This is a genomic window from Bradyrhizobium sp. 930_D9_N1_4 (assembly GCF_052076015.1).
Classification (GTDB): Bacteria; Pseudomonadota; Alphaproteobacteria; order Rhizobiales; family Xanthobacteraceae; genus Bradyrhizobium.
Window position 1 is genome coordinate 5,800,687 of record NZ_CP197236.1, and the last position, 12,706, is coordinate 5,813,392.

At 65.0% G+C, this 12,706-nt stretch carries 12 protein-coding genes; 8 read left to right on the plus strand and 4 right to left on the minus strand.

Annotation, left to right across the window (positions count from 1 at the left end; all coding sequences use genetic code 11):
* Positions 1–422: 422 nt before the first annotated feature.
* Together AB7532_RS27615 and AB7532_RS27620 are read left to right on the plus strand one after the other, a co-directional pair.
* Positions 423–1,949, plus strand: a complete 1,527-nt coding sequence (locus tag AB7532_RS27615; protein WP_441237840.1) for a caspase family protein — start codon at positions 423–425, stop codon at positions 1,947–1,949.
* 232 nt (positions 1,950–2,181) lie between these two features.
* Positions 2,182–3,888 (plus strand): SulP family inorganic anion transporter, encoded by a 1,707-nt coding sequence (locus AB7532_RS27620; protein WP_441237841.1) that lies wholly within the window; start codon positions 2,182–2,184, stop codon positions 3,886–3,888.
* Positions 3,889–4,067: 179 nt separating this feature from the next.
* Here AB7532_RS27620 and AB7532_RS27625 read toward each other — a convergent pair whose 3' ends face one another.
* The gene (locus AB7532_RS27625) at positions 4,068–4,430 is read right to left on the minus strand and encodes a hypothetical protein (protein ID WP_441237842.1); all 363 of its coding nucleotides are present in this window, start codon (positions 4,428–4,430) and stop codon (positions 4,068–4,070) included.
* 49 nt (positions 4,431–4,479) lie between these two features.
* Positions 4,480–5,904, minus strand: a complete 1,425-nt coding sequence (locus tag AB7532_RS27630; RefSeq protein WP_441237843.1) for an FAD-binding oxidoreductase — start codon at positions 5,902–5,904, stop codon at positions 4,480–4,482.
* An 87-nt stretch (positions 5,905–5,991) separates the two neighbouring features.
* Between AB7532_RS27630 and AB7532_RS27635 the strand changes: the two genes are divergently transcribed.
* Complete coding sequence (locus tag AB7532_RS27635; protein ID WP_441237844.1) at positions 5,992–6,498, plus strand: thioesterase family protein; 507 nt, start codon at positions 5,992–5,994, stop codon at positions 6,496–6,498.
* 112 nt (positions 6,499–6,610) lie between these two features.
* On the opposite strand, the gene AB7532_RS27640 is transcribed toward AB7532_RS27635, so the two are convergent.
* Complete coding sequence (locus AB7532_RS27640) at positions 6,611–6,781, minus strand: DUF1328 domain-containing protein (protein WP_441237845.1); 171 nt, start codon at positions 6,779–6,781, stop codon at positions 6,611–6,613.
* 241 nt (positions 6,782–7,022) lie between these two features.
* On the opposite strand from AB7532_RS27640, the gene AB7532_RS27645 reads away from it, so the two are divergent.
* Positions 7,023–9,605, plus strand: a complete 2,583-nt coding sequence (locus AB7532_RS27645; protein WP_441237846.1) for an ATP-dependent helicase — start codon at positions 7,023–7,025, stop codon at positions 9,603–9,605.
* Positions 9,606–9,634: 29 nt separating this feature from the next.
* On the opposite strand, the gene AB7532_RS27650 is transcribed toward AB7532_RS27645, so the two are convergent.
* Positions 9,635–10,462 carry a hypothetical protein gene (locus AB7532_RS27650; protein ID WP_441237847.1) on the minus strand — a complete coding sequence of 276 codons (828 nt, stop codon included), beginning with the start codon at positions 10,460–10,462 and terminating at the stop codon, positions 9,635–9,637.
* A gap of 77 nt (positions 10,463–10,539) precedes the next feature.
* On the opposite strand from AB7532_RS27650, the gene AB7532_RS27655 reads away from it, so the two are divergent.
* The 4 genes from AB7532_RS27655 (at position 10,540) to AB7532_RS27670 (ending at position 12,680) form a co-directional block, all read left to right on the plus strand.
* The gene (locus AB7532_RS27655; RefSeq protein ID WP_441237848.1) at positions 10,540–10,827 is read left to right on the plus strand and encodes a type II toxin-antitoxin system HicB family antitoxin; all 288 of its coding nucleotides are present in this window, start codon (positions 10,540–10,542) and stop codon (positions 10,825–10,827) included.
* Between the two features lie 88 nt (positions 10,828–10,915).
* Positions 10,916–11,332, plus strand: coding sequence for a hypothetical protein (locus tag AB7532_RS27660; protein ID WP_441237849.1), 417 nt, complete (start codon positions 10,916–10,918; stop codon positions 11,330–11,332).
* Positions 11,332–11,988, plus strand: a complete 657-nt coding sequence (locus AB7532_RS27665; RefSeq protein ID WP_441237850.1) for an OmpA family protein — start codon at positions 11,332–11,334, stop codon at positions 11,986–11,988. The genes AB7532_RS27660 and AB7532_RS27665 overlap by 1 nt, the downstream gene beginning before the upstream one ends.
* Positions 11,989–12,143: 155 nt before the next feature.
* Complete coding sequence (locus AB7532_RS27670; RefSeq protein ID WP_441237851.1) at positions 12,144–12,680, plus strand: Mpo1 family 2-hydroxy fatty acid dioxygenase; 537 nt, start codon at positions 12,144–12,146, stop codon at positions 12,678–12,680.
* Positions 12,681–12,706 lie beyond the last annotated feature (26 nt).

The window sequence follows — 12,706 nt, forward strand, 5'->3', positions numbered from 1 at the left end:
CCAAAAGTATTATTTTTAAGACCCCGATCGTTGTCGCGGCCCGTTGCTTTGGACTGTATGGCCAAAGCTACAGAGCAGGCAAGGGACGCGCCCGGTCAGCTCCCGGCGACGCGCACCGACTGTTCGGCTGCACGGGTGCATAGCGAGACGGCCATGTTTTTCCGGGATTCTCGATGCGCAGCGGCCTGCAGCCTCGATGTGCGAACAGGCGCGCTTGCACGCAGCAGTCTGCATCGATCCAATTGGCGCATGGATCAATGCGCGATTCACATGGATGGCATCCAAACGATGCTCCGCCATCTCCGGCAGATCTCCTGCCCCAATTTGCCGCACATTCTCCGTGAGATAGCGCACAGACAGAACCGTGGCGGCCACCTAGAAAAGGTGACATCCTCGCGCGCATTGCCGATGGAGGAGACACCATGCCCCATCCCGTCCTTCGCAATTTATTCCTTGCCTCCAGTCTTCTTGTGCTCACGCAAACGATGACGCCGACGGAGGCCGCCGCCGAAGCGCGGCTCGCCCTCGTGATCGGGCAATCGGCCTACCGCACGGTGCCGGAACTGCCCAACGCCGCCAACGACGCCAAAGGCATGACGGAACTGCTCGGCAATGCCGGCTTCACCGTCACCACGGCGGCCAATCTCGGACAGAACGACATGCGCACGGCGATCTCGGATTTCGCCGGCAAGGTCAGCGCCAGCGGCGCCGACACCGTCGCGCTGGTGTTCTACGCCGGCCACGGCCTTCAGATCGACGGCGAGAATTACCTCGTGCCGGTCGATCTCGACCCCAAGCGGGAGGCGGACATCCCGCTGCAGGGCGTGCGGCTGAACGATCTGCTCAACACGCTCGGCGCGCTGCCGACGAAGGCGCGCATCTTCATGCTCGACGCCTGCCGCAACAATCCGTTCCCCGCGCTCAGCGGCGCCGGCCACGGGCTCGCGATCGTCGACACCAAGGCCGGCGCCCCCGGCTCGTTCATCTCCTATTCGACCTCGCCCGGCGCGGAAGCCGAGGACGGCTCCGGCATCGACAGCCCCTACACCACGGCTGCGTTGACCGTCGCCAAGCAGCCGAACCTGCCCATCGAGGAAGTGTTCAAGCGTATCCGCGTCGCGGTGGCGCAATCGACCGACGGGCGCCAGATCCCGTGGGAAAGCTCCTCGCTCACGACCGACTTCAGGTTCTTCGGCGAGAGTAGCGGCCAGACGCCTTCCCTTCCCGGTGCAGGCGCGATGGCGCTGGCCAGCGGCACGCGCAGCGTCGCCGACTGGCGCAAGGATTTGCAGGGCAAGCCGGCCATGGTTGCCTATGAGCTCGTGATCACCGACGACACCATCGAAGCCTATCAGGCCTATATCGAGCTCTACATCCAGGACACCCGAACGCCTCGCCTGCGCACGGTGCTGGAACGGCGACGGCAGATGCTGGCGTGGGAGCGCGCGACCGCGATCAACACCCGCGCCTCGTTCGAGGCTTATCTCAACAACTGGGACAACAGCGACCTCGCGGCAACCGCCCGCAAGATGCTGCTCCGCGTGCAGAACCGCAACTATGCCGTGCCGGTTGCGGCCGCAGCGACGCCTGCTCCGGTTGCCGTCGCGATGGCCCCGACCTGCCCGTGTTCGACGCCCACGCCGCCGGCCTCGCCGGTCAATCCGGCCGTCGCGCCCATCATCAAGAAGCGCGTCGACGACACCCCGCCGAAGCGCAAGGTGGTCGAGGCACCGCCGAAGCCGCGCCGTCCGCCGCCTGAAGAGGTGGTTGTGTACGAGCGCGCGCCGCCGCCTCCGCCCGTCGGTGTCGGCATCGGTATCGGAATCGGCATGGGTCGCGGTGGTTACGGCGGTGGCGGTTACGGCGGTGGTGGTTACGGCGGTGGTGGTTACGGCGGTGGTGGTTACGGAGGACCGACACGCGACGACTACAATCGCGGTAGGTATTGAGGCTGCGGCTCGCTCAGCTCTCGTGCCCCGGACGCTGCGCAGCACGAAGTGATGCGCTGCAGAGCCGGGGCCCATGCGGCAGCGCATGGTGCGGCTTTCTGGGTCCCGGCTCTGCGCCGCAACGCTGGCGCGCTGCAGCGCGTCCGGGACACGAGCAGATGTCGGTCTGTCGCCCTTGAAACCGGAAATGCTGTAGTCTGATCGCACCAGCCTTTCCGGGGAATTCTCATCGATGCCGCACGACGCTCACGCCAAGGGCTCCAAAGAGCGCGCATGGCCACTGTTCCGCTCGCTCGCGTCCTGGTCCCTGCCCGCCGACCTTATGGCCGGGCTGACGCTGGCGGCGATCGCGATCCCTGAACAGATGGCCACCGCGCGGCTCGGCGGTTTTGCGCCGCAGATCGGCTTCTTCGCCTTCATGGCGGGCTCGCTCGGCTTCGCGCTGCTCGGCGGCAACCGCTTTTTGTCCTGCGGCGCCGATTCCACGATCACCCCAATTTTCGCCGGCGGGCTTGCCGCGCTCGCCGCGACCGGCTCGCCTGACTATCAGGGGCTTGCGATCGCGCTCGCGCTGATGGTCGGCGTCATGATGATGGCCGGCGGCGCCTTCCGCCTCGGCGGCATCGCCAACCTGTTGTCGGTGCCGGTCATGGTCGGCTTTCTCGCCGGCATCTCGGTCCATATCATCGTGTCGCAACTGCCCGGCGTGCTCGGGCTTCCATCACCGAGCGGGCCGACGCTCGATCGCGTCGGCGTGCTCGCCGCCGAGATCGGCCGCAGCAATCCGTTCACGCTGTGCATCGGCTTTGGCGTGCTGGCCGTGGTCTTCATTTCGGAGAGGATCAGCGCAAAAATCCCGGGCGCGCTGATCGGGCTGGTCGCGGCAACGCTCGCCACGATCGCGCTCGGCCTCGAAAGCAGGGGCGTCAACGTCGTCGGCAGCGTGCCGGGCACGCTGCCGCGGCCGACCTTCCCCGATCTGGCGCCCGAACTATGGGTGCGCCTCGTGCCGCTCGCCTTCGTCATCACGGTCGTGGTGATGGTGCAGACCGCGGCGACGACGCGGTCGTTCCCGTCCGATCCGGACAAGCCCGCCGATGTCGACCGCGATTTCCTCGGCGCGGGCGCCGGCAGCGTCTTGTCCGGCCTGTTCGGCGCGTTTCCGGTCAATGCCAGCCCGCCGCGGACCGGCATCGTCGCCGAGACCGGTGGACAGTCGCAGCTCGCGGGCCTTGCCGCAGCTGCGATCGTGCTGGCGTTGCTCGCTTTCGGTACCGGTCTGTTGCAGCACGTCCCTGATGCGGCGCTCGGCGGCATCCTGCTGTTCGTCGCGATGCGGATCATCCGCGTCAAGCAGATCGCCACGATCTACCGGCAGTCCCCAAGCGAATTCCTGCTGATCGTCGCCACCGCCGCGCTGATCATCGTACTGCCGATCCAGCAAGGCGCGTTCCTCGGCATCGTGCTGTCGCTGCTGCACGGCATCTGGAGCACGACGCGCGCAAAACTCGTCGAGTTCGAGCGCGTGCCGGGCACCACGATCTGGTGGCCGGCACATCCGCACATCGAAGGCGAACGCATCAATGGCGTCGCCGTGATCGGGCTGCAGGCGCCGCTGTCCTTTCTCAACGCGCCCGGCTTTCGCAGCGACGTGACAAAGGTGCTCGGCACGGCGACGCCGCAATTGCTGGTGCTGGAGGCGAGCGGCATGGTCGAGATCGACTTCACCGCCGCGCAGATCCTGCTCGATGTCTTCAAGGCGTGCGGCGAACAGGGCGTCACGGTGGCGCTGGCACGGCTGGAATCGGTGCGCGCGCAGGACGCATTCGAGCGGTTCAGATTGTTCGATGCCCTTCCCCGCGAGAACGTCTTTCACAGCGTGGACGAGGCCGTGCGAAAACTGGCGAAGGACGATCACAAATTCACTCCGTCATCCTGAGGCGCTTCGCTTGAGACGCGAATGCGTCGCAAGCGGAGCCTCGAAGGATGATACGGCCACGATGCAGCCGGGCCGTCGTCCTTCGAGGCTCCCCATGCGGCGCTTTGCGCCCCATGGCTCGCGCCTCAGGATGACGGTGATAGATAAACATGTCGTCGCAATACGACAGCAACGAACGCTCACTGCACCAGCGTCGGATGATCCCGCTGGATCGTCTCGCGGATCCAGCTTGCATGGATCGCGCGAAACAGGATCTGCGCGGTCTTGAGGTCGCTCGCTTTCATGCAGAGATCGACGATGCGATGGACCGCGTCGTCGCGCATCAATCCATCGGAGATATTCATCGCGATTTCCATCGCGACCTTGGCAGCGCGCTCGTAGCGCTCGCTCTCGCGCTTGTCGTTGCGCGCCGAACCGGCAGCACTCGCGGCTGCGGCGTCACAGATCGCGCGAATGCGTTCGGCGGCCTCGATGTCGCCGAGCGGTCCTGCGATCGTCTCGTCCCAGATGTCTTGTCGCGACTTTGGCGCGAACCAGCGCATTGCCCGCTCCGTCTGATGGAGCGAGCATAAACGGCGGTGACCTCGCGCGCTACGCCTCCGGCACGATCTTGCCGGGGTTGAAGATATTTTGCGGATCGAGCGCGTGCTTCAGCGCCCGCATCGCGTCGATCGCCTCGGGGCCGAGTTCCGCCTTCAGGTATTTCTGCTTGCCCTGGCCGATGCCGTGCTCGCCGGTGCAGGTGCCGTCCATCGCCTGCGCGCGCTCGACCAGGCGGTGCATGAATTCCTCGCCGCGCGCCATCTCGGCCGCGTCGCTGGTGTCACACACCAGCGAGCAGTGGAAATTGCCGTCGCCGACATGGCCGACGATCGGCGACAACAGGTTGAGGCGCTTGAGATCTTCCTCGGTCTCGCTGACGCAATCGGCCAGCCGCGAGATCGGCACGCAAACGTCGGTGGCAACCACGCCGATGCTGTCGCCGGGGCGCAGCGCCTTCACCGACCAATAGGCGTCGTGCCGCGCCTGCCACAGTTTTGTGCGATCTTCCGGCTTGGTGGTCCAGGAGAAATCGCCGCCGCCGCACTCCCCGGCGATTTCGCCGAAGGCCTTGGACTGCGCGTCGACCTCGATCTCGCTGCCGTGGAATTCCATCAGCAGCAGCGGCGTCTCCGGCAGCGTCAGCTTCGAATAGGCATTGCAGGCCTTCACCTGCGCGGCGTTGAGCAGCTCGATGCGCGCCACGGGAATGCCGGTCTGGATCGCCAGGATCACGGCCTGACACGCCCCGTGCACGGTCTCGAACGACACTGCGCCGGCCGCGATCGTCTCGGGGATGCCGCGCAGGCGGATGGTCAGCTCCGAGATGATGCCGAGCGTGCCTTCGGCGCCGACGAACAGATGCGTCAGGTCGTAGCCCGCGGAGGATTTCTTGGCGCGCGTGCCCGTCGTGATGATCTCGCCGTCGCCGCGCACGACCTTCAGCGCCAGCACGCTGTCGCGCATGGTGCCGTAGCGCACCGCATTGGTGCCGGAGGCGCGGGTCGAGGCCATGCCGCCGAGCGAAGCGTCCGCGCCAGGATCGATCGGGAAGAACAGGCCCTGGTCGCGCAGATGCTCGTTCAGCGCCTTGCGGGTGACGCCGGGCTGGATCACGCAGTCGAGGTCCTCGGCATGGACCGCGAGCACCTTGTTCATGTCGCGCAGATCGATCGAGATGCCGCCGGCGGGCGCATTGACCTGGCCCTCGAGCGAGGTGCCGGTGCCGAAGGGAATGACGGGCACGCCGTTTTTCGCGCAAATCCGCACCACATCCTGGATGTCGGCGGTCTCCTGCGCCATCACCACGCCATCGGGCGGCTGGTTGACGATCCATGTGGTGGTATGGCCGTGCTGCTCGCGGACGGCCTGCGAGGTGATGAGGCGGTTGCCGAACCGTGCGGCAAGCTGCTCCAGCGCGCTTGCGAGGGCTTTCGGCTCCGGCCGCGGCGGCTTATTGGTGATGGTGGTGCCCACGGATAGTCCTCCCGACGAGAAGAAACCGTGGCAAAGGACATCTCACCGGTCAAGTCAAGCGACCCGATGCATAGCCAGGGAATGAAAATGCCGGAGACCGTTGCAGCATCGCCCACAGCCGAGCCATTCCGCTCCTCGATCATGCAGATCGAGCCGCAATGGATCGACTATAACGGCCATCTCAACATGGCCTATTACAACGTGATGTTCGACCGGGCGATCGACCAGATGTGGCTGACGCTGGGGATTGGACCGGGATACATGAAGGAGCGCAACGGCTCCACCTTCACCGCCGAATGCCATGTGCGCTATTTGCGCGAGATCCATCTCGGCGATCCCGTGCAGGTTTCGGTCTGGCTGCTGGAAGCCGACGACAAGCGGCTGCACACATTCCAGGAGCTGCGGCATGCGACCGAGGGCTGGCTGTCGGCGACCTCGGAGAATATGTCGCTTCACATCGACATGGGCTCACGCAAAGTCGCGGCATTCCCGCCCGATATCCGCGAGCGCATTGCGACCGTCGTCAAGTCTCACAGTGCCGTCGCGCGGCCCGAGGGCATCGGCCGGAACGTGGCGATGCCCTCGAAGCGGTAGCAACTCCTCATCCTGAGGAGCCCGCGAAGCGGGCGTCTCGAAGGATGCAAGGCCACAGTCGGGCCTTCATGGTTCGAGACGCGCGTTCCGCGCTCCTCACCATGAGGATCTGCTAGACCCTGCGGCCGCGGGCCAGGCCGACGACGGCCGAGACCAGGAACAGCACGATCGCGATGAAGAAGATGATCTTGGCGATTTCGATCGATGCGCCGGCGATGCCGCCAAAGCCCAGAATACCGGCGATCAGTGCGATAACCAAAAACGTCACAACCCAGCTCAACATGGCCCGAACCTCTGTTTCGATGACTGTCTGCGATCGGCGCGCCTGACGCGCCTCACTTGTCTAAACAAGCTTCATCAGGGAACTATGGTTCCGGCCCGCAGACGCTGGAAATTCGCCCGGCGACGAGGAACAAATTGCCCCGCCGCGCACGTGGAAAACCCCGTTCCGGCGCCCCATATAGGCATCGATCCCTGTTAAGAAGGCTCCCTTCCACCACCCCGCGGTGCCAACGTGGGGCCAAATGATTCGCATGACCGAACCGAGCAAGATTACTGGCGTACCCGACCACCAGCCCGCAGCCGGCGGCATCGCCGCGCGTGCGCGCGCCTCTGTGGGCCCGAATTTTCTGTCCGGGCTCAATCCGGAGCAGCGCGAGGCCGTGGAGACGCTGGACGGCCCGGTCCTGGTGCTGGCCGGCGCCGGCACCGGCAAGACGCGGGTGCTGACCACGCGGATCGCCCACATCCTGAGCCAGGGCCGCGCCCGCCCCGCCGAGATCCTGTCGGTGACCTTCACCAACAAGGCCGCGCGCGAGATGAAGCACCGGCTCGGCCAGATGCTCGGCCACGCCGTCGAAGGCATGCCGTGGCTCGGCACCTTCCACTCCATCGGCGGCCGCATCCTGCGCACCCATGCCGAACTGGCGCAGCTCAAGTCGAATTTCACCGTGCTCGACACCGACGACCAGGTGCGGCTGCTGAAGCAGCTCCTGCAAGCCGACAACATCGACGACAAGCGCTGGCCGGCACGCATGCTGGCGGGCCTGATCGACGGCTGGAAGAATCGCGGCCTGACGCCGTCGCAGGTGCCGTCGGGCGAAGCCGCGGTCTTCGCCAACGGCAAGGGCGGCAAGCTCTATGCGAGCTACCAGGAGCGGCTGAAGATCCTGAACGCGGCGGACTTCGGCGACCTGCTGCTCGAAGACATCCGCATCTTCCGCGAGCACCCGGACATCCTGCGGCAGTATCAGCAGCGCTTCAAATTCATCCTGGTCGACGAGTATCAGGACACCAACGTCGCGCAATATCTGTGGCTGCGGCTGCTGTCGCAGATGCCGTCGAAGCCAACTGTGCCCGCCGTCATTCCGGAGCGCGTCGAAGAGGCGAACGACGACGTGCAATTGCACGCCGGAGAATCCGGCAGTGAGCCCGCCATGACGGAGCGCGCAGCATTGGCGGCCGCTCCTGCAGGTCCCACCAAAAACATCTGCTGCGTCGGCGACGACGACCAGTCGATCTATGGCTGGCGCGGTGCCGAGGTCGACAACATCCTGCGCTTCGACCACGATTTCCCGGGCGCAAAAGTGATCCGCCTCGAGCGCAATTACCGCTCGACTGGCCACATCCTCGCCGCCGCCTCGCACCTGATCGCACACAACGAAGGCCGGCTCGGCAAGACGCTGCGCACCGAGGACCATGACGGCGAAAAGGTCACGGTGACGGGCTCGTGGGATTCCGAAGAGGAAGCCCGCGGCATCGGCGAGGAGATCGAGCAGATCCAGCGCAAGGGCGACAAGCTCAACGAGGTCGCCATTCTCGTGCGCGCGTCCTACCAGATGCGCGAGTTCGAGGACCGGTTCGTCACGCTCGGCCTGCCCTATCGCGTCATCGGCGGCCCGCGTTTCTACGAGCGCGCCGAAATCCGCGACGCGCTGGCTTACTTGCGCGTCATCAATTCGCCGGCCGACGACCTTGCCTTCGAGCGCATCGTCAACACGCCCAAGCGCGGGCTCGGCGACGCCACCGTGCAGATGCTGCACGACCACGCCCGCAAGCGCCGCATTCCGCTGTTCGAGGCGGCGCGCGCCGTGGTCGAGACCGACGAGCTGAAGCCAAAGGCGCGCGGCAGCTTGCGGGAGGTCGTCGCCCAGTTCGACCGCTGGCGCGCCCAGCGCGAGGTCACCGCGCATACCGATCTCGCCCAGATCGTGCTCGACGAGAGCGGCTACACCGAGATGTGGCAGAAGGACCGTTCGGCGGACGCCGCGGGCCGGCTGGAGAATTTGAAAGAACTCGTGCGCTCGATGGAGGAGTTCGAGAACCTGCAAGGGTTTCTGGAGCACATCTCGCTGGTGATGGACCGCGACAGTGGCGCCGACGAGGATGCGGTGTCGCTGATGACGCTGCATTCGGCCAAGGGGCTCGAATTCGACAACGTGTTCCTGCCCGGCTGGGAGGAAGGCCTGTTCCCGAGCCAGCGCACGCTGGACGAACAGGGCCGTGCCGGCCTGGAAGAAGAGCGCCGGCTCGGCCATGTCGGCATCACCCGCGCCCGCCGCCGCGCCATGATCTATTTCGCGACCAACCGGCGCATCCATGGCACCTGGACGACCACCATCCCGTCGCGCTTCCTCGACGAATTGCCGGCGGCCAATGTCGAGATCACGGAATCCAAAGGCGGCTCGGCCTGGGGCGGCACCGGCGGCTACGGCGCCTCGCGCTTCGACGACATGGAGGCTTTCGGCTCGACCTATTCGACGCCGGGCTGGCAGCGCGCGCAGGCCAACCGCAACCGGGGCGGCGGTCACAATGGCGGTGGAAGCGGCGGCTTCGAGGAACAGGCTTCGACGTTTTCGTCCTCCTCCTCGTCATCCGGCCCCGATTTCGGCAGCTTCTCCTCGCGCCGCCGCGGCCCGATGACGATCGAGGGTGAGCTGGTCGCGAAATCCACCGGCACGACCTCGGAATTCTCGCTCGAAGACCGCGTCTTCCACCAGAAATTCGGCTACGGCCACGTCACCAAGATCGACGGCAACAAGCTCACCATCCATTTCGACAAGGCCGGCGAGAAGAAGGTCGTGGACAGCTTTGTGCAGCGGGCGTGAGGCGTGGCCTTGCACACAAGGCCGCCCGCTCAGCCCTTCAAGATGTTCGCTCCCTGGTCGTAGATCAGCTGGTCGACGTGCCCGGCACCAGGCGCAATTTCGAGCCGCCAGCCCAGTTCAACGCCAAGGCTTTTGGCCAACGCCGCACAGTGCTCGAAATGCCAGAGCCCCCGCGCCAGGCGATGAGGGCCTTGCGCCATCGCCTCGTCCCAGCGGGGCAAATGGGGGTCGTCCGGATCGTTGTCGGCATCGCCCAGCAAGATAACGAGAGAGCGCCCCAGGTACCTCCGCAAATGACTTGGCGCGAGGCCAATCCCTCCCATGCCATCCGGATACTCCTTGGCGAGATCCGGCAGCATGTAGCAGCCGCAATTGGCGGCAACAGCCATATCGACGGAAGCGGCCTCGTTGAGCGCGAGATAACGCAGGACGAATTGGGCGCCTGCGGAGTTGCCGAACAGGCCGAAGGTCTCGCGGCTGGACCCGATCGCTTGCCGAACATGCTGAAAGAGCCGGTCGATCACCGCGAAATTCCAGCGATCGCGCGGCAAGACCGTGTTGTCCGGTGGTGGCAGCCGCACGCCGCCGAAATTGTAGGCGTGGACGCCCGGGAACTGATCCGGATCAAACTCCGGGACCAACACGATTTGCCCGTTGCGCTCGGCTTGAGGCGCGAGGAGATCGCGAAACTCGGCTGCGGCGCGATCAACGCCGTGCATGGCCACAATGATGCGGGTGTCCGGGCTGCTCGATCGAGGGCAATAGGAAAAGACCCGCATCGTTCGTGGCGCGGGGACGGCGCCATCATCACGAAACAGGAATGAGCCAGCGCCTTCGGCCAACGTCAATTTGCTCAATTGCTTACCTCCGCGGATGAGGTACTCATAGTCGAACAAAACCCAGCGGCACAACTTTCGAGGTCACCAGTCCCGCCATGGCTCAGTACGTTGCCATCATCGAGGACGCAGACCCGGACGCCGTCAGCCTGTGGTTTCCGGACCTGCCCGGCTGCATTTCCGGTGGCGACGACGTCGACGAGGCCCTGGAGAGTGCGCCCGAGGCGCTCGCCTTCTATGCGCAGGAGCTGATCGCGGAGGGCCGGCAACTTCCCCCGCCCCGGCCGTTGGACGAGCTCAAGGCCGACCCGGAATTTGCCGACGATTTGGGGAAACACACGGTTGTCCTGATCGAATGGCCGCCCCTCGACGACGACGCCGAGTGAGGACTGTTCGCCGCATTGGCCGGACGTTCGACAGTTCTCGCCCGAACAGCCCTTGACCATCGCGAACTTCCCCGTATCAGATGCACCCATGGTCCGGGGCTCCATCACACTGATCTTGCTGGTATTGGGGATGCCGTCGCTTGCGGCGGCCGAGACCATGAGCTTTGGCGATTCGATCGGGCTTCTGGCCAAGAGCTGCGGTGCGGAAATCGTTGCCAATTGCCGCGGCGTCAACCCGGATTCGACCCGCCTGAAGGAGTGCCTGTCGCGCAACCGCGACGTGCTCTCCCAGCAGTGCCAGAGCGACTATCTCGGCGCCTTCGACGCCATCCAGAAGCGGGTCGCCGCGCGTGTCACGGTGGCGAATGTCTGCCAGCGCGAGATCGTCAAGGTCTGCGGCGGCTCGACCAAGGAGACCAGCAAGTCGATCCCCTGCCTGATCTCGACACCCAAGGGCATCAGCAACAACTGCCTGAAGGCCGTCGACGACGCGGGGTATCGGTGATGCGCGCGAACAAAATCGCCATCGCGCTTGGCCTGACCCTTCTTGCTGGTGCTGCGAGCGCGCAGACGGCGCCGCCGACCCGCGACGACATCGTCGGCAAGCTCAACCATTTCGAAGAGCCCGCCGAGCTCGACCTTCCCGCGCTGAAGGCGCAGGTGATGGAGCGCGCCAAGACCAGGATCAAGAACGATCCGGGCCCAGTGAACCGGCCGCCGATCGTGCCTGATCTGGCCAAGCTGCCGACCTTCAACGCGCAGATCCAGTTCGACGCCGACACGCCGATCATCCAGCCGGGCTCCTATCAGACCGTCGGCCGCATCGCGGACGCGCTGGTCCATGCCTCGCTGCTGCCCTACACTTTCCTGATCGTCGGCCATGTCGAATCCAACGCGAAGACGCGCGAGGCCAATGCGATCCTGAGCCAGCGCCGCGCCGATGCGATCCGCGACGTGCTGGTGAACACGTTCAAGATCTCGACCAAGCGGCTGCACCCGATCGGCCTCGGCGAGGAGCAGTTTCTCGACCGCGCCAAGCCGACCTCGGCCGTCAACGGCCAGCTGCAGATCCAGACCTATGCCAAGCTGCCGGAAGAGGCGCCTGCGCATCCGGCCACGGCGGCTGCGCCTGCGGCGAAAAAGCCCGCCAAGAAACGCTGAGCGAACACGCTTCTGCGTTTAGCGGAACCCTTTGAAGTTCTGACCGTTTTGTGACGTGTCTCACAGCGCGGCAGCCCGGTTTCGCGCGACAATAGCGCCGGTTTGTGCACTGCCCTATCCGGTGCTATAGCCTGTTCTCGCCCTTCCCCGACCCCATGATGCACGAGACCGAGATGGCCAGTTATTTTCAACGCCAACTGGCCGACTACGTCGAATATCATCGCGATCCCTGGAACTGCGCGATGCACGTGGTCGGCATCCTCCTGCTCTTCACCGGCGCTACGCTGCCGCTGACCCTGGTGCATGTTCCCATTTTCGGGATCCAGGTGAGCCTGGCGGTGATTTTGGCGCTGCCGGTGCTGGTCTACTGGCTGATGCTGGATGCCGGGATCGGGCTTGGCATCCTGGCTGCGATGCTCGTGCTGCTTTTGGTCGCGACCGCGATCGGCAATCAGGTCTCGATCGTCATGATGTGGTCTATTTTTGCCGTGTTGATCGGACTCGGCGTCGCATCGCAGATCATCGGCCACAGGGTTTTCGAGGAACGGCAGCCGTCGATGGTCGACCACCCCGCGCATTTCCTGCTTGGACCGATGTTTGTCATGGCAAAATTATTCATTGCATTGGGCTTCCGTCGCGACCTTGCCGCGATTCTGGCGCCTGTTCCGACCAATTCCCTTTCAACCCGATAGCTCTCGACGCGAAACAGCAAACCTTC